Source organism: Pseudomonas sp. NBRC 111139 (genome assembly GCF_001753955.1).
GTDB lineage: Bacteria > Pseudomonadota > Gammaproteobacteria > Pseudomonadales > Pseudomonadaceae > Aquipseudomonas > Aquipseudomonas alloputida.
On record NZ_BCBP01000040.1, the window covers coordinates 52969 to 69336 of the forward strand.

Genomic DNA, 16368 nt, shown 5'->3' on the forward strand with positions numbered 1-16368 from the left:
TTTAAAATTGAAGGGCGGCTATTTTGTTGATGACCCGCTTCGGGAAAAAGCGCTGTGGGCAAATACTTAGTTCAGCTATTTTGAAACTATCGCGCAAGTGACATAAATAGTTGATATGGCGACACTCAACACTCGAAAGAGGGAAGTTAGTTCGGGCGAAGATGCTGGCTTAGTTCCGAAAGTGCGCGGGGGCAATAAGCGCTGCGGATTCAGTAACTGTGTGGGTGCATAGCGTTATGCGGCAACACTTCATTGCCACATATTCAGTGTGGACAAAGGCATCAGGATCCGACGGTGGTAGATCTGTCCAATGCACAGGGAGGCATGGAGCGGATCGGCACGGATTAGCAGAGCCTGTTCAGGTTCAGTGAGCACCAGATCCAGATGGATACCCGTTGCGAGACCATCGAGCGCAACCTGGGGTCAATTTTTCGTGTGCCCGCCCTTGGCTCAGGCGCTCTTCACGCCGAGATCTTCAGCAAACCGAAGCAAGTAGCCGTCCGGATCCTGCACCAGGAAATTGCGCTGGCCGACCAGCATGCCGCCCTGGCGGTACCAACACTCTTCAATCGGCTTTCTGATGCTATGCCCCGCAACCCCCAGCGACGCGACCAAGGCCAGTGCATCAGCGCATTCGATCGACAGGTTGATGCCTCGACCATACGGCGGCTCCAGCGGGCCGACCCGCCAGGGTGACTCACTCTGCCAGTCCTGCTCCAGCATCAGCTGGCTGCCGCCAAAAGACAGAAAGGCAAAATGCTCTTCTGGCCGGTCGTATTCAATCTTGAAGCCGAGTACGCCGCAGTAAAATGCCAGGCTGCGAGGTAGATCAGAAACAATCAGCTCCGGCACCAGGGGATTTAGCTTAAACAATGTTCTGATTCCTTTCAGGGTAAGTCGACTGGCAACTATGAACAGGTCGCCCTGAAAAAGGTAGCTTGTCAGTGTGGTCGCCCAATGCAGCTCAATGCAGTTCACACCCTCAGATCCGCCCGAAAAAAAATCCCTTCACTTTGACGCCGCCCCAATGGCTCTGGGACCTGTAGCCATACCTGCATTCTATTGGCCGCCGTCATGACTAACACTTAAGCTGTCATTCGTCGGATATATGCCGAAAGTATTGCTAGCGTAATGGCACTTAGCCATAGTTGCGTTCCCATTTTTCCACGCCCTGTGTGACACATGAAAACAATCGCGCCCTGCATGGCGGCAATGATGCTGCTCAGTGGGTGCAATGGAGTGCCAACGTCGTACGTTTCAGATCCCGTCTACAGTCAGGCTTTCGTGGTCACTTCTGGTGCCCCTCTGCCGATGTTGCTGATGGCCAGCGCCATCCAGTGGAACGAGGATTACGCTGTAACCGCCAAACACACCCCCTTCCTGCGCAACGTGGTCCACGAGGGCCTCGGTGACGTAGTGTTCTTCAAGCACAAAGCCAGCAGCGTGCCGCACTGGCGCCAGTACGTGCCAGGGGAAGCCGTGACGGCGGTGGGCTTCAACAGTTTCATGATGCCGATGCAGGGCAAGGGCCATGCCCTGCCGTCACTGGTACGGCTTGAAGGTACGCCTGGCAGCGTCTTCTACTCAGTACATGACGGCCCGATCACCAAGGGCATGTCGGGCGGGCCAGTGTTCGCCGATGACGGCACGGTGGTGGGCATCAACGTGGCCATCATTCCCACCAACGAGATCGATGCGGGCAAGCGCCCGGACCTGGTCGGCAAGGACCGTATCAGCGTGTTCATGTCGTTCAGCGAAATCGACAAGGAATGGCGACGCTATCAGTACCTGCTGGCGCACAAGGCCAAGCCCCAGGCACCAGCTGCGGTCAAAGGCTACGTGGCGGTGGCTGCCAAGCCGTGAATCGGGGCGCGGTGTTGGATGAAAAGCGGCCTATGATGTGAGGCTGATGGCCTCTTCGCGGGTTTACCCGCGAAGAGGCCCTGCCAGCCAACGCGAGAAGGACCTGCCATGCACCTGACCCACCGCCCAATCCGGCCTGAAGACATCCCCGTTATCTGCAGCTTCCCGCAGAGCCCGGACGAACTGTTCTACATGTTCCCCAAAGCCACCTACCCCCTCACCCCCAACCAGCTGAGCGACGCCATAGCCCAACGCAGCGGCTCCACGGTAGTGGAAGGTAACGGCACTGTCCTGGCCTTCGCCAATTTCTACAAAGCCGAACATGGCGGCCTATGTGCCCTAGGCAACGTAGTGGTGGCCCCCAGCGCCCGCGGCCTTGGTGTAGCGCGTTATCTGGTAACGGCCATGATCGACCTCGCCCGCCAGCAGTACAGCGCCCGGGAGGTCTGGGTGTCATGCTTCAATCACAACACCGCAGGCTTGCTGCTTTATCCACAGCTGGGCTTCACACCGTTCGGCATCGAGGAGCGGCAGGCGTGGGACGGCACGCGGGTAGCGTTGGTGCAGATGAAGCAAATATTGACTTAACCGAGCTGGATCAGCGGGTCATTGCATGTGGCTGAACGAGAAGGTCCACCCCCAGAGCACGAATGACCCTCAATACAGTGTCAAAACGAGGCTTCGCGCCAGGGCTCAGCGCCTTGTACAGGCTTTCTCTACCCAGCCCACTCTCCGTAGCAATATGTGTCATGCCCCGTGCACGAGCGATATGGCCAAGTGCTCGAATGATTTCCTCGGTATCGCCATTTGATAGCACCTGGCTAAGGTATTCACTGATTGCCTCATCGCTGCTCAACAAGGCTGCCATATCAAACGGGATCAATTTTTCGCTCATTTCATCTCCTTCAGCAGCTTTCTGGCGTTGAGGATGTCGGCGGCTTGGGTGGACTTGTCGCCGCCGACCAGCAGTAAAACCAACCTCTGCCCCTTTTGCGTGAAATAGACGCGATAACCGGCAGCTACGTCGATGCGAAGCTCACCAATACCGCCTCCAAGCCACTTGAAGTCACCAAGATTGCCCGCCGCTGCTCGCTCCAGCCTACGACCTATCGCCAGCCTGGCCCTCAAATCTCTCAAGCTCGATAGCCAAGCGGCAAAGCTTTCCGTCTGTTCAACGAGAAACATCAAGTGGTCACCCAATCGTATCCTTATGGATACACCCATTCAAGGATTGAAGCGACCCACTCTGTCGTTTTTGAGCTGAATCAGGAATTCAGGCACGTCTGATAGGCTGGTCGGAGTTTTCCCTTCGTTTCAGCTACAAAATCCCTTGCAACATTCAACCCTCGAACCTTCGACGAGCCTCGGCGTCCCATCCTGCATCCCCCGCGTTTCGAGGTACCCCCGCGTGAAAGACGTCATCGCCCGCAAGTACCGCCTGGTGGTGAAGACCATCGGCTATATCGGTTGGTCGCTGTTCTGGCTGCTGATCTGGGATGTGCTGGTCACCATCGATTTCATGCTGTTCTTGAACAGCAAGTTCACCCTGCCACTGATCCCGCTGACCCTGCTGGGCTCAGCCTTGGTGGTGCTGGTGAGTTTTCGCAACAGCAGCGCCTACAACCGCTGGTGGGAGGCTCGCACCCTGTGGGGCGCGCTGGTGAACAGTTCGCGCAGCTTCGCCCGGCAGACGCTGACGCTGATCGATGACCCGGATGACAGCCTGAACCCGGTCAAGGCCACCCTGCTGCGCCGGCATATCGCCTATGTGAACTGCCTGGCGGCGCACCTGAAAGGTGAGCCCTGCCCGGAGGAGCTGATGGCGTTCATCCCGCCAGGTGAGTTCGAACGGCGCAACCGCTCGAACAATTTCGCCAATGACATTCTCGGCGGCTCGGCAGCCTTGCTGGCGCGGGAATACCAGGCCGGGCGACTGGACAGCATTCGCCTGGCGCGGCTGGAGTCGACGCTGGTAGACCTGTCTAACGCCCAGGGCGGCATGGAGCGGATTGCCAATACGCCATTGCCCTACCCCTATGTGTATTTCCCACGGCTGTTCATCACCCTGTTCTGCCTGATCGTGCCGGTGGGGCTGGTGGAGTCGTTGGGCTGGTTCACGCCGCTGGCGTCGACGGTGGTAGGGTTCATGTTGCTGGCCATCGAGCGGATCGGCACGGACTTGCAGAGCCCGTTCAGGTTCAGCGAGCATCAGATCCAGATGGATACCATATGCGAGACGATCGAGCGTAACCTGGAGTCGATGCAGCGGGAGGCGCAGTGTGCCGAGGCTGTAGACGCCTGAGAGATTTCGGGGCTGCTTTGCAGCCCGGGCTTTCCGTCAGGCCCGCACATAGCGCTGACGCAACACATCACTCGACACATCCACCAGCAACACCAACACCAGCATACCGATGATCACTGTGCTGGCCTGGGCCTCCTGGAACAGGCTCAAGGTGGTGTACAGCATCTGCCCCAACCCGCCCGCCCCGACGAACCCGAGCACGCTGGCCATGCGGATGTTGTTCTCCCAGCGGTACAAGCTGTAGGCCAGCAACTGCGGCCACAGGTTGGGCAGGGTACCAAAGCAGAACGCCGCCACTTGGCTGCCCCCCTGCAAACGGATCGCCGCCGCCGGCTCGGGCGGGGCGTTCTCAAGCGCCTCGGCAAACAACCGCCCCAGCACGCCAGCGGTGTGCAACGCCAAAGCCAGGGTACCGGCATTCGGCCCCAGCCCAGCCGCCAGCACAGTCAGCGCTGCCCACACCAGTTCAGGAATGGCACGCAAGGCATTGAGCAGCAAACGCGCGGCCCCTTGCAACGGCCAACCGAAGCGGCCCGCCGCCAGCAGTGCCAGCAACATCCCCACTACCATTGCCAACAAGGTGCCCATGCCAGACATGGCCAGGGTTTCCAGCGCCCCGCGCCACACCGCCTTGAGGTGCCCGGCAGACAGATCCGGCTGCAGGAAGCGCCCGGCGTACTCGCCCATCTGCCCCAGCCCGCCATTGCCGACCAGTGCGTGCAGGTCCAGCTCCAGATACGCGAACGAGGCCACCACCGCTGCCACAATGGCGCCCAGCAACACCCAATTGATCACCCGGTTCATGCCAGCCTCCAGCGCAGCAGGCGGCTGAGCAGGTCGGCCAGGATCACCAGCAGCAAGAACGTCAACAGCATGCTCGCTACTTGCGCACCCGCAAACATGCGCATCGACAGGTCGATCTGCTGGCCCAGCCCGCCAGCACCGACAAAGCCCATCACCACCGAAGCCCGCACCGCGCACTCCCAGCGGTACACGGTGTACGACACCACTTCGGAGGCAGCATTGGGCAGGATGCCGTAGAAAAACGCCGCCAGCCGGCCACTGCCCGCCTGCAACAAGGCATGCGCCGGGCGCTGGTCGACCGACTCGAAGATTTCGGCATAGACCTTGCCGAGCATGCCACTGTAGGTGATGGCGATAGCCAGTACGCCCGCCGTCGGCCCCAGCCCCACGGCGCGCACGAACAGCAACGCCCAGACGATCTCCGGCACGCTACGCAGGAAAATCAGCAGCCCACGCACCGGCAGGCGCAACAGTCGCGACCACAACCCGGCCCGCCCGCCGCGTGAAGCAGCACGCAAGGACAAGGCACGGCTGGCCAGCAAGCCAGCCGGGATCGCCAACAACAACGCCAGCGCCATGCCGGCAGTCGCCACGGCCAGGGTCTGCAAGGTGGCTTCATACAGCAGTGCAAGAAAATCGGCATCATGTGCCGGCGGCCAGAAGGCGCTGGTAAAGCTGGCAATCTGCTGACGGTTGTCCGCCTGCAACAGCACCCCGGGGTTCAGTTCGCTTGACTGGATAGCCGGCCACAGTACTGCCACCGCCAACAGGGCCAGCAGCAACCGCGGCAGCAGCGCCGGGTCGCGGGCGTCGGCCTTCAGCATCGCGGAATCTGCACGGTCAGGGTCGGCCCCTGGGTGGGCGGCGGAGCCAGTTGTTCGTTGGCGTATAGCGCGTCCAGCAGTTGCTCGGTGACCGCTTCGGCCGGGCAGTCGAACACAACCTGCCCTTCCCGAATGCCAATCACCCGCGGAAAATGCGCCAGCGCGAGCTCTACGGCGTGCAGGCTCGCCACCAACGTCACGCCAGTCGCTTGGGCATGGCGATTGAGCAAGGCCAGGCTGTGGTCGGCCAACACCGGGTCCATGGCCGACACCGGTTCGTCGGTCAGCAGCACCTGCGGGCGCTGGTACAACGCCCGAGCAATGCCCACCCGCTGCAACTGGCCACCGGACAACTGCCCACACTGCACGAACAGCTTGTCGGCCAGGCCCAGTTCGGCCAACACCTGGCGCGCCCCCGGTACATCGCTGGGGTACAGCAGGTTGAGCAAGCCGCGCAGCGTACCCCACTGCCCCAGGCGACCCGCCAGCACTGCGGTCACTACCCGCTGACGCGGTGGCAAAGGCGGCGCCTGATGCACCAGGCCAACCTGCGCGCGCAGTCGCTGGCGTGCCCTTGCCGACAGCGCCCAAGGCTGCTCGCCAAGCAACTCCAGGCGCCCACTGGTGGGCTGAACGGCCGTGGCCATCAGGTGCAGCAAGCTGGACTTGCCCGCCCCCGACGGCCCGATGATGGCGACACGCTCGCCCTGCGCGATCCGCAGGCTCACCGCGTCAAGCGCGCGTACCTGGCCATGGCGCAGGCTGGCACCGTGAAGATGGATTGCCGCATTCGAAGCTGTCACTTGAGCAGGCCGGCCTCGCGTGCAGCTTGTTCGGTGCCCTTGTAGTTCTCAGGCTTGGTCTCGATGAAGCGGCTGGCGGCCTGCAGGTCCAGGATCGCCTTGTGCTCCGGGTTGCTCGGGTCAAGGTCCAGGAAGGCTTTCTTGATTTTCTGTTTCAACGCCGGGTCCATGTTGCCGCGCACGGTCCAGTTGTAGTCGAAGTAGGTCGGGGTGGTGGCGAACACCTTCACCTTGGTGGTGTCGACCTTGCCGGCATCCACCAGCTTTTGCCACACGCTGGCGTTCAGCACGCCACCATCGACCTTGCCAGCCTGCACCCAGGCCACGGTGGCATCATGGGCGCCAGAATAGGCCACGCGGCTGAAGTACTCTTCAGGCTTGATATTGTCCTGCTTGAGCATGAAGTAACGCGGCATCAGGCTGCCCGAGGTGGACGAAATGGAACCGAAGGCAAACGACTTGCCCTTCAGGTCGGTCAGGCTTTTCACGTCGGGGTTGGCGGTGATGAACTTGGACGTGAACTGAGCGTCCTGCTCACGCTGTACCAGTGGCGTGGCGGTCGGGTCCTTCAGGTGCACCTGAACGAACGTGAAGCCCCCCAGCCAGGCCAGGTCGAGACGGTCTGCGGCCAGCGACTCGACCACCGCTGGGTAGTCCGCCACGGGTACGAACTTCACTTCCATGCCCAGCTGCTTGGCCAGGTACTCACCCAAAGGCTTGAACTTGCGCTGCAGTTCGGTCGGCGCTTCGTCGGGGATGGCGCTGACCCGCAGGGTTTCGGCGGCCTGAACGACAACGGCACAGCAAGACAGCACGAGGCCGGCGGCAAGCGCCAGGGGGCGGTTGAGCATGGGTGTTCTCCGGTTCAATAGCGGGGAAGTGCCGACACATTTGCCGACACCGGGAATTATAAGAGGCAAGGGCCTAAAGGCCAGCTTTGCTACAATCGCGCAACAATTTGACCTGCAGAGGTGCATATGAGCGAGCCGATTCGCCTGACCCAGTACAGCCATGGCGCCGGCTGTGGCTGCAAGATCTCCCCCAAGGTGCTGGACGTGATCCTCGCCGAAAGCGGCACCCAGGCCCTGGACCCGAAACTGTGGGTCGGCAATGCCTCGCGCGACGATGCAGCAGTGTACGCGCTGGACGACGAGCGCGGCGTGGTTTCGACCACCGACTTTTTCATGCCGATCGTCGATGACCCTTACGACTTCGGCCGCATTGCCGCCACCAACGCCATCAGCGACATCTATGCCATGGGCGGCGACCCGCTGATGGCCATTGCCATCCTCGGCTGGCCGGTCAACGTGCTGCCGCCGGAAGTCGCCCGCGAAGTCATCCGCGGCGGCCGCGCAGTGTGTGCCGAAGCGGGTATCCCGCTGGCCGGCGGCCACTCGATCGACGCGCCTGAGCCGATCTTTGGCCTGGCCGTCACCGGCGTGGTCAATAAACGCCACCTCAAACGCAACGACACTGCCAGCGCGGGCTGCCAGCTGTACCTGACCAAGCCCCTGGGCATCGGCATCCTCACCACCGCCGAAAAGAAGGCCAAGCTGCGCGTGCAAGACCAAGGCCTGGCCCGTGACTGGATGTGCACCCTCAACACGCCCGGCAGCCGCTTCGGCAAGCTGGACGGGGTCAAGGCCATGACCGACGTCACCGGCTTCGGCCTGCTCGGCCACCTGGTCGAGCTGGCCGAAGGCAGCGGCCTCACCGCGCACCTGAACTACGCCGCCGTGCCACGCCTGCCTAGCGTCGACCACTACCTGGCCGAAGGCTGCATCCCCGGTGGAACCCTGCGCAACTACGACAGCTACAGGCACAAGATCGGCGCCCTCAGCGACGACCAGAAGCACCTGCTGTGCGATCCGCAGACCAGCGGTGGCTTGCTGGTTGCTGTTGCCCCGGAGGGTGAAACCGAGTTCCTCGCCGTGGCTGCCGAACTGGGCCTGAAACTGTCTCCGATCGGCAAGCTGGTCGAGCGACAGAGCCATGCGGTCGAGGTGATCTGATGCGCCCCGACTGCACCGACTTCCGTCAGCTGTTCCTCGACGACATGCCGATGATGGACATGCGCGCCCCCGTCGAATTCGCCAAAGGCGCCTTCCCTGGCGTGGTAAACCTGCCGCTGATGAACGACCAGGAGCGGCAGAAGGTCGGCACCTGCTACAAGCAGCAGGGCCAGGCCGCCGCCATCGCCCTGGGCCACCAGCTGGTCAGTGGCACCACCAAGCAAGCCCGCCTGGAGGCCTGGGCAGCGTTTGCCAAGGCGCACCCTGACGGTTACCTGTACTGCTTCCGTGGCGGCCTGCGTTCGCAGATCGTGCAGGGCTGGCTGCGCGATGAGGCGGGTATTCAGTACCCGCGTGTCAAAGGCGGCTACAAGGCCATGCGTACCTTCTTGCTGGAGACTACCCAGCAAGCGGTAGAGCAATGTGATTTCGTACTGGTCGGTGGACTGACCGGTACCGGCAAGACCGATGTGCTGCACCAGTTGGACAACGTGCTGGACCTTGAAGGCCACGCCAACCATCGCGGCTCCAGTTTCGGCAAGCGCGCCACGGCGCAACCGGCGCAGATCGACTTTGAAAACCAGCTGGCAATCGACGTGCTGAAAAAGCGCGCCCGCGGTATCGGGCAGTTTGTGCTGGAAGATGAAGGCCGCATTGTTGGCAGCTGCACGGTGCCGCTGGAGTTGTACCAAGGCATGCAGCATTACCCGCTGGTGTGGCTTGAAGACAGCTTCACCAACCGCGTGGAGCGCATCCTGCGCGACTACGTGGTCAACCTGAGCGCCGAGTTCAAGGCCGTGCATGGCGAAGAAGACGGTCCCCGGCTGTTTGCCGAGCGCATGCTGCAGAGCATGGCCAACATCTACAAGCGTTTGGGTGGAGAGCGCCATCAGCGCTTGTCCGAGATGCTGCGCGAAGCCCTGCAAGAGCAGCAGCGCAGCGGCGCAGTAGACCTGCACCGGGGCTGGATCGAAGGCTTGCTGAACGAGTACTACGACCCGATGTATGCCTACCAGCGCGCAGCCAAGGCCGAGCGCATCGAGTTTGCCGGGGATGCCATGGAAGTGCGCGAGTACCTCAAGGCCCGGGCGCTGCGCCAACCGCGTAAATAGAACCAGCACCCTGCAGTGCCCTGTAGGAGCGGGTTCACCCGCGAAGAAGGCAACGCGGAGCATGACACCGGCAAAGCCGGTGTTCGCGGCTGAACCCGCGCCTGCAAATGTGGGCCAATCATGCCTGAACAGGCGCTACTGCCCAGGGCTAAGCACCCGCTCCAGCTCCGCAGCGCGGTCGCGGGTCATGTCCATCATGCAGCTGCCACCTTCCAGCTGCGCCAGGGTTCCACCACTGGCCTGTACATGGAACTGGCAATTGCCATCACGGTAGGCCAGCCACTTGCGCTGCACATCCCGCAGGCTCTTCTGTTGCCCGGCATCCAGCTTGCCCATCAGCTGCTTGTACACCCGGTTCAAGCGCTGGTCCTGCACTTGCGTTTCGGCCCCGATGCACGCGCTCATGGCCACGGTGCTGGAGGCCTTGTCCATGCACTGCCCGTAGGCCGCCGTGTAATCGTCCGCCATCGCTACCGGTAGCACGCAGGCCAGTGCCAGGCCTGCCAGGTAATGCTTGATCATGCTAACCCTCCTTGTGGGTATCAAAGCGTCTGCGGCTGCTCCGGAGGCATCAGCACCTTGCCTGGCTCGAAGCGCAGCGAGGGCATTTGCGTCGCTGCATACAACGTTACCCCCAGGGCAGCAATCAAGGCGACATCAAGCCAGTTCCAGCCTGGCATGTCGTCAGCCCTTCGCGCCTTCCAGCAAAACCAGGCTTGCCCCAGGCAAAACACCACCATCGCTACCAGCCACAGGTAGAAGCCAGCACCAAAACCGGTAAGGTCATGAAACTCATAGCTGCGGTTATCCGGCAAGCGGTCGATGCCAAAACTGCTGGCAGCCAGATACGCCGCACCAAGCCCGGCCAGCAAGGCCAGCCGGCGAAACCGCCGATGAGCCAGGATGGCCAGTGCCAGCAGCGGATTGGCAAACCATTGGTACAAGCCGAACGGCATGCCCCATGGCCCGTACAGCAGCATCTGCAGGGCCGGCATATGACGCTCGCCGCTCATCAGCGCGCCATCGAAGAACAGGGCGAGCAAATACAGCAGCAGGCTGATACTCAGGTAGAAAGCGGGCAAAGGGGATTCCTGAGAGAAACGGGACAGCCTACGACCTTAACCCAGGCCCTGCCCCGCTTCCAAATTCACGCTCGGGTGTTATGAGATCAGGCTACTGGCGGCTCAAGCAGCAGGCCGTAAATACCCGAGTCGGACAGCTCACCCGCCACGCACCAGCGCGCCCGCAAGGTGCCTTCCAGCACAAAACCTTGCCGCTCCAGGGTGCGTGCCGAGCCCTGGTTGCGCGGGTCGATTTCGCCTTCCAGGCGGCGCATGTGCAGGGTGTGGGCGAGGTAGTCGATGAAGCAGGTCAGCGCTTCGTCCATGTAGCCCCTGCCCTGCACGGCGCTGGCCAGGCAGTAGCCGATTTCGCCACGGCGGGAAATGTCGTCGATGTTGAACAGCTGGACCATGCCGATCAGTTCGCCGTTGTCGCGGCGGTACATGCCGAGCTTGAGTTGGTCGCCATTGGCATAGGCTTCGCGGTCGGCGGCCAGGGCGCTTTCGGCCTCGGCCAGGTCTTGCCAGGGTGCATGGTGCCAATAGCGCATGACCTCGGGGTCGGCCATGATCGCCAGCCACTGCGCGGCATCGGCATGGCGCATGGGGCGCAGTTGCAGCCGTGGGCTGTCGAGGCAGAGGTCACTGGGGAAACTGCGGGGAGGGGTCACGCCGGATCTCCTGTCCATTGCTGGGGAGATGACAGTTTAACGTCATGTGGAGCGGCTGGGGGATGCCTCGGGTTTTATTGTGTGTTTTAGAGCGTGCAGGTATATGGGCCTGGAGGTGCGCTCTGGCAATTGGACCCCAGGCTCAGGTTATCGTGTGTAACACCGGTCCAGATCTACCTGACAAAAATGCCAGTTGTCCGCAACAAGATGATAGGTAATTATTACCTCTGTGCGATTACTAACAGGCCCCGCCATGCAACACATAATTTTCTACCAAAACGGCCAGTTACAAGCTATCCATCACGACCAATTAACACGTCATTTTTTTCGAGAGGGCAATCTTCTTTTTGCCGAATCACACCGAGCACTACACTCAAAAACCACGATCTTATATACAACTGACTCAATGCGTTCAGTGATAGGATCCGCCGAGGGTGTCACTCATGCAACAAATTATACCCCCTATGGCTTCTGCCTGCCTGATGAGCCCGTTTTTTCAACATTGGCCTTTACTGGCGAAAAACTGGAAAAACAGTTCGGGATATATTTACTCGGGAACGGCCATCGCTCATACAGCCCCACTGTCTTCAGGTTTTATGCACCTGACTCATTAAGCCCGTTTTTGCAAGGCGGTTTGAATAGCTACGCCTATTGTTCTAACGATCCGATAAATTATCGTGACCCCACTGGCCACCAGCGAACCCCTCTAGGGCAGATCAACACTGGCCAGCCTCCCCGCCACTCAGGAAATCCGGCACTGAACCGATCTCGAAGGCTTATAGAGCGGGCCAGGGCTCACGAACGCAGAGCCGAAGAGGCTGGAACGGCGGCACAATATGCAGAACGACTCTCAGTTTTCCACGAGCGACGGGCCGATCACCTGACCGCAAGTGCTGCTGGTTCAACAACTCCTCACCGCCGAAGTCAGCTCCGGCAATCCGCGGAAAGACATAACAAAATCGCAGATTATTGGATCACGGCTGCAGTGAAGCACAAAACTATTGAACGTAATCAGATGCAGAAAGCAGTAGCAACAAGTCGGAAACTCGCTCGACTACAACGTAGAGATGAAGAAAATCTCCCGCCCTCACCGATAACAAGCAACCTAGCCCCCCCGAACATTCAAAACACGAGAATGCGAACACCTTCTCTACCGTTATAGGCACATGTCAGACGAGGCGTGGCCGATAAATGACGGCTTGCGCTCAGTTCATCTTGCCATCATCGAACCGCAGCGGGCAGCAACGCGGCCCTAATCTTGATCAGGCACTGCGATTCAACCCCTGTCTTGGAATCACCACGGTCAGACCGAAGCCTGCACGCTTACAGCTGCCATGAACTGACAGGAAGACTACCAACTACGAGCTCTCACACTCGCTCGCCTTTTGGGCGAGCAATGAAGCTACCGCTGGAGTATTTCCCCGTATGTCAGACGGCATCCGACTGAGGTCGTAGGATAAGTCCCAATCCCTGGCAACCTGAAGCATTTGGTTTCAGATTTAGAATTTTCTTACAGCTGATGGCTAGCGCGTCCCCTGTGGGAGCTGCCTTGCGTTACGAAGGGGCTGCAAAGCAGCCCTGGCAATTCTCGCGGTGCCGCTGATGCCTGGGGCCGCTGTGCGGCCCTTTCGCGACGCAAGGCTCCACATCGACCGCGTCAGGCTGATTGATACTTCAGGCCACCTCAGCCCCATCATCCGGCCAATGCGGCTCGTTGGCCTCTGGCGGAGTCAAGGGTGGCAGGCCATACGCTGCCCGCGCATCATCACAGCTCGGGTTATGCACCCCACCCTCCCACGACGCATCAAACTCGCGGCACGGGCTGGAACGGTTGGCGTAAATCGTACAAGCCACCTCTTTACCGATCTCGCCCTGAAGGCTGACACAGCGGCAGGGCTTGGCATCGGTGCCAATCATGGCAACGCGCGTGGGGTTGATCTGTACCACCAGGTCGTCCGGCACTACGCCCCCGGCAGACTGGCATTCGCCCCAGAAGAAGGACACACGAAAGTACCCGCAGCAGGCGCCGCAGTCAAGGCAAGGGTTATATTCAGACATGATGTCACGGAGGGAAGGTGGTTGTTATCGGGGCTGGCCCGCGGCGCCATTTTTAATCCAACCAGGGGCCGCTGGATAGAGGGGGAATGCAAAAAAAGTTGCCGCTGATCCGGCCACTGAACAAGGGCGACCAGTGCATTCACCGGCCGCCCCCTTTCAGCTAGCAGATGGGCTGGTAGGCTTCAGCGTCCCAGCATTGTAAACCCAGGCCTGCGCTCGGCTTGTAGCTGCCTCCCTGTACCTTGCTGAACTGCGTATGCACCTCACCACAATGCACCAGACGATCATTTTTATCGCCCTCGGTGAGTACCGTGTAGGACTCACTGCGCATGGCCTGATACTGCCTGTCGGCAGCCGCCATGACCTGGTGATACTTCATCAACTGGCTGCTGCTCAAGGCCAGACGTTTGTCTAGGTGCACGCCCCAGCGGGTCAGGCAAACCTCGGCAAAGTGGCGAACGATCAGCCCAGGTTCGGCCAGCACCTTGCCATCGCCTGCGCCATCAGCCGAGGCGTTGCCCACCAGCGTGGCATGGCGACCCGGCATCGGATAAACGCATACCCGTGTCCCTTTGGCGACCGAAGGGATCACGCAGGCAAAACCTTTGGAGCGCTCATCCCTTGAGTAGAAGCCTACGTACTCTTTGACGTTATCCGCCAACGTTACGCGTTCGACTTGCACGTTACCAACGCCAGGCACCGGGTCGATGGCAAATATGTTCACCGGTATGCCCCGCAATACAGGGTCTTGCGCCATGGCATTGGCCAGCATGTGGCAGCTGATCCCTCCCCTGCTCCAGCCCACCAGGTTGACCTGGGTTGGCAGGCGCGGTTTGCGGAACATGCTGATGATGCGCTCCTGCAGTTCCTGCGGGGTCGGGTGGCGATCGCCATAGTCGTAGGTTCGCCAGAACCATGAGGCGGAGGAAGACACGTCCGGAATGGGCACGCCGGCAGCTTTCAGCCGCTCGTATTCTTGCTCACTGAGTTTGGTGCGCCGCCAGCTGCTTTCGCCTTTGATGACCTGCAGCACATGGTTGACGTTCTCCTCCCAGCCGCGGCCAAACAGCTGGCCGGTCCAGTTGAAATAGCCGCCGGGTTCGACGAACAGGTTGTCATCCTGAAGGTTGCCGCTGCCTGGGCCGTCGACGGCGATCCAGTGGGCGAATTCCCGGCTCTGGTCATTACTGGCCAGGGTCGAGACCAGCTCGCCATTCCAGAAGTTGGGATTGGCGTCGTCGAAACGGTGCGAGCCAGTGCCGCAGAAGTAGGCGGTGAAGACACTCATGGGGAGATCTCTTTGGTGAGAAATGAGTGCTGACGGTAGGCGTACGGGTAACCAGAAGGCAGGCGGAAAACTCACCCAAGAGGCAGTTGGGGCTGCTTCGCAGCCCCAATGGGCTTACTTGCGAGCCAAACCATCAGCCCGGAACATTTGCCGGATCCCGCGGATGGCCTGGCGAATACGGTCCTGGTTCTCGATCAACGCAAAGCGAACATGGTCGTCCCCATAGTCACCAAAGCCGATCCCCGGCGACACGCAGACCTTGGCCTCGGCCAGCAGCTTCTTGGAGAACTCCAGCGAACCCAGGTGTGCATACTCCGGCGGGATCTTCGCCCACACGTACATCGACGCCTTGGGGTTCTCGACCATCCAGCCCAGTTCGTGCAGCCCTTTGACCAGCAGGTTGCGACGCTGGCGATACTGCTCGGCAATGTCGCGCACGCACTGTTGGTCGCCTTCCAGCGCGGCAATGGCTGCAACCTGTAGCGGGGTGAAGGTGCCATAGTCGTGATAGCTCTTGATCCGTGCCAGGGCGCTGACCAACTCGTGGTTGCCGACCATGAAGCCGATGCGCCAGCCGGCCATGTTGTAGCTCTTGGACAGGGTGAAGAACTCCACCGCAATGTCCTTGGCACCCGGCACTTGCATGATCGACGGGGCTTTCCAGCCGTCGTAGACAATATCGGCATAGGCCAGGTCATGCACCACCAGTACGTTGTACTGCTTGGCCAGGGCCACCACGCGCTCGAAGAAGTCCAGCTCCACGCACTGGGCGGTCGGGTTGGACGGGAAGCCCAAGATCATCATCTTCGGCTTGGGGATGGACTCGCGAATGGCCCGCTCAAGCTCGTTGAAGAAGTCCACACCCGGCACCAGCGGCACCGAACGCACCTGGGCACCGGCAATCACTGCGCCGTAGATGTGGATCGGGTAGCTGGGGTTGGGCACCAGAACCGTATCGCCCTGGTCGAGGGTGGCCAGCATCAGGTGGGCCAGGCCCTCTTTCGAGCCGATGGTAACGATGGCTTCGCTTTCCGGATCGATGTCGACCTCGTAGCGGTCCTTGTACCAGTTGGAGATGGCCCGGCGCAGGCGCGGGATGCCGCGCGAGGTGGAGTAGCCGTGGGTGTCTTCACGCTGGGCGACCTGTACCAGCTTCTCGACGATGTGCGGCGGGGTGGCGCCATCGGGGTTGCCCATGCTCAGGTCGATGATGTCCTCGCCACGACGGCGGGCAGCCATCTTGAGCTCGGCGGTGATGTTGAAGACGTAGGGGGGGAGACGATCGATGCGCGCAAAGCGGCGCGGCGAACCTGGGTTGGCCATGGCTTCCTCTGAGTACGTAAGCGCCCGGAACCGTCCGAGCGACGTTGGCCGATGTGGCGGCCCGGATCAGAAGATAGTGCCGAAACAGGATACTTGTAAAGGATAATTTCCTGTTTTATTAGATTTTTTCAGATCTATTATTTGAAAATTGGGAATTTTTATTTCTCTGTGCTGGCCTCTTCGCGGGTAAACCCGCTCCTACGGGTTTCCCACAGTCCCGGAGATTTGCGCCTTACCTGTAGGAGCG

19 protein-coding genes and 1 pseudogene are annotated in these 16368 nt (G+C 60.6%); 7 read left to right on the forward strand and 13 right to left on the reverse strand.

Translation table 11 applies throughout. The features are described from left to right. Positions 1-324: 324 nt before the first annotated feature. Positions 325-435, forward strand: a pseudogene (locus BJQ17_RS32580) (effector protein); the annotation flags it as partial. Positions 436-450: 15 nt separating this feature from the next. Here BJQ17_RS32580 and BJQ17_RS16415 read toward each other — a convergent pair. Beyond that, complete coding sequence (locus BJQ17_RS16415) at positions 451-873, reverse strand: VOC family protein (RefSeq protein ID WP_012051239.1); 423 nt, start codon at positions 871-873, stop codon at positions 451-453. Positions 874-1215: 342 nt separating this feature from the next. On the opposite strand from BJQ17_RS16415, the gene BJQ17_RS16420 reads away from it, so the two are divergent. Together BJQ17_RS16420 and BJQ17_RS16425 are read left to right on the forward strand one after the other, a co-directional pair. Next, positions 1216-1863 (forward strand): trypsin-like peptidase domain-containing protein, encoded by a 648-nt coding sequence (locus tag BJQ17_RS16420; protein ID WP_070096339.1) that lies wholly within the window; start codon positions 1216-1218, stop codon positions 1861-1863. A 108-nt stretch (positions 1864-1971) separates the two neighbouring features. Then, the gene (locus BJQ17_RS16425) at positions 1972-2451 is read left to right on the forward strand and encodes a GNAT family N-acetyltransferase (protein ID WP_060538648.1); all 480 of its coding nucleotides are present in this window, start codon (positions 1972-1974) and stop codon (positions 2449-2451) included. A 10-nt stretch (positions 2452-2461) separates the two neighbouring features. On the opposite strand, the gene BJQ17_RS16430 is transcribed toward BJQ17_RS16425, so the two are convergent. Together BJQ17_RS16430 and BJQ17_RS16435 are read right to left on the reverse strand one after the other, a co-directional pair. After that, entirely contained in the window at positions 2462-2758 is a 297-nt protein-coding gene (locus BJQ17_RS16430; protein ID WP_004576347.1) for an addiction module antidote protein, read from the reverse strand. Next, positions 2755-3048: a type II toxin-antitoxin system RelE/ParE family toxin gene (locus BJQ17_RS16435; RefSeq protein ID WP_004576348.1), complete on the reverse strand. Its 294-nt coding sequence runs from the start codon at positions 3046-3048 to the stop codon at positions 2755-2757. Before BJQ17_RS16435 ends, BJQ17_RS16430 begins: the two co-directional genes overlap by 4 nt. 223 nt (positions 3049-3271) lie before the next feature. On the opposite strand from BJQ17_RS16435, the gene BJQ17_RS16440 reads away from it, so the two are divergent. After that, positions 3272-4165 carry a bestrophin family protein gene (locus BJQ17_RS16440; protein WP_003248571.1) on the forward strand — a complete coding sequence of 298 codons (894 nt, stop codon included), beginning with the start codon at positions 3272-3274 and terminating at the stop codon, positions 4163-4165. 36 nt (positions 4166-4201) lie between these two features. Here BJQ17_RS16440 and phnE read toward each other — a convergent pair whose 3' ends face one another. From phnE to BJQ17_RS16460, 4 genes are read right to left on the reverse strand one after another with little or no spacing between them, the layout of a single operon-like run. Continuing rightward, positions 4202-4969 carry a phosphonate ABC transporter, permease protein PhnE gene (phnE, locus tag BJQ17_RS16445; protein ID WP_070096332.1) on the reverse strand — a complete coding sequence of 256 codons (768 nt, stop codon included), beginning with the start codon at positions 4967-4969 and terminating at the stop codon, positions 4202-4204. Further along, a complete protein-coding gene (locus tag BJQ17_RS16450) occupies positions 4966-5793 on the reverse strand; it encodes an ABC transporter permease (protein ID WP_060538646.1) in 828 nt (275 codons plus the stop codon). Before BJQ17_RS16450 ends, phnE begins: the two co-directional genes overlap by 4 nt. Further along, complete coding sequence (locus BJQ17_RS16455; protein WP_070096333.1) at positions 5787-6596, reverse strand: phosphonate ABC transporter ATP-binding protein; 810 nt, start codon at positions 6594-6596, stop codon at positions 5787-5789. The genes BJQ17_RS16450 and BJQ17_RS16455 overlap by 7 nt, the downstream gene beginning before the upstream one ends. Then, complete coding sequence (locus tag BJQ17_RS16460) at positions 6593-7447, reverse strand: putative selenate ABC transporter substrate-binding protein (RefSeq protein WP_003248578.1); 855 nt, start codon at positions 7445-7447, stop codon at positions 6593-6595. The genes BJQ17_RS16455 and BJQ17_RS16460 overlap by 4 nt, the downstream gene beginning before the upstream one ends. A 126-nt stretch (positions 7448-7573) precedes the next feature. Here BJQ17_RS16460 and selD point away from each other — a divergent pair, with 126 nt between their 5' ends. Together selD and mnmH are read left to right on the forward strand one after the other, a co-directional pair. Next, the gene (gene selD, locus BJQ17_RS16465; protein ID WP_070096334.1) at positions 7574-8608 is read left to right on the forward strand and encodes a selenide, water dikinase SelD; all 1035 of its coding nucleotides are present in this window, start codon (positions 7574-7576) and stop codon (positions 8606-8608) included. Beyond that, a complete protein-coding gene (gene mnmH / locus BJQ17_RS16470; RefSeq protein ID WP_070096335.1) occupies positions 8608-9720 on the forward strand; it encodes a tRNA 2-selenouridine(34) synthase MnmH in 1113 nt (370 codons plus the stop codon). Before selD ends, mnmH begins: the two co-directional genes overlap by 1 nt. 135 nt (positions 9721-9855) lie before the next feature. Here the strand turns inward: mnmH and BJQ17_RS16475 are convergent, their stop codons facing one another. The 3 genes from BJQ17_RS16475 to BJQ17_RS16485 all read right to left on the reverse strand — a co-directional run bounded on the left by BJQ17_RS16475 (position 9856) and on the right by BJQ17_RS16485 (position 11452). Beyond that, positions 9856-10242 (reverse strand): lysozyme inhibitor LprI family protein, encoded by a 387-nt coding sequence (locus BJQ17_RS16475; RefSeq protein ID WP_003248584.1) that lies wholly within the window; start codon positions 10240-10242, stop codon positions 9856-9858. Positions 10243-10262: 20 nt separating this feature from the next. After that, positions 10263-10802: a hypothetical protein gene (locus tag BJQ17_RS16480; RefSeq protein ID WP_004576355.1), complete on the reverse strand. Its 540-nt coding sequence runs from the start codon at positions 10800-10802 to the stop codon at positions 10263-10265. A gap of 86 nt (positions 10803-10888) precedes the next feature. Further along, the gene (locus BJQ17_RS16485; RefSeq protein ID WP_003248588.1) at positions 10889-11452 is read right to left on the reverse strand and encodes a GNAT family N-acetyltransferase; all 564 of its coding nucleotides are present in this window, start codon (positions 11450-11452) and stop codon (positions 10889-10891) included. 406 nt (positions 11453-11858) lie between these two features. On the opposite strand from BJQ17_RS16485, the gene BJQ17_RS30155 reads away from it, so the two are divergent. Further along, positions 11859-12614, forward strand: a complete 756-nt coding sequence (locus tag BJQ17_RS30155) for an RHS repeat-associated core domain-containing protein (RefSeq protein ID WP_256559750.1) — start codon at positions 11859-11861, stop codon at positions 12612-12614. Between the two features lie 512 nt (positions 12615-13126). On the opposite strand, the gene BJQ17_RS16490 is transcribed toward BJQ17_RS30155, so the two are convergent. The 3 genes from BJQ17_RS16490 to alaC form a co-directional block, all read right to left on the reverse strand. Further along, entirely contained in the window at positions 13127-13510 is a 384-nt protein-coding gene (locus BJQ17_RS16490; RefSeq protein WP_003248590.1) for a YkgJ family cysteine cluster protein, read from the reverse strand. A 160-nt stretch (positions 13511-13670) separates the two neighbouring features. Beyond that, the gene (locus BJQ17_RS16495; protein WP_003248592.1) at positions 13671-14798 is read right to left on the reverse strand and encodes a hypothetical protein; all 1128 of its coding nucleotides are present in this window, start codon (positions 14796-14798) and stop codon (positions 13671-13673) included. Positions 14799-14912: 114 nt separating this feature from the next. Continuing rightward, complete coding sequence (gene alaC, locus BJQ17_RS16500; protein ID WP_012051226.1) at positions 14913-16121, reverse strand: alanine transaminase; 1209 nt, start codon at positions 16119-16121, stop codon at positions 14913-14915. Between the last annotated feature and the right edge of the window lie 247 nt (positions 16122-16368).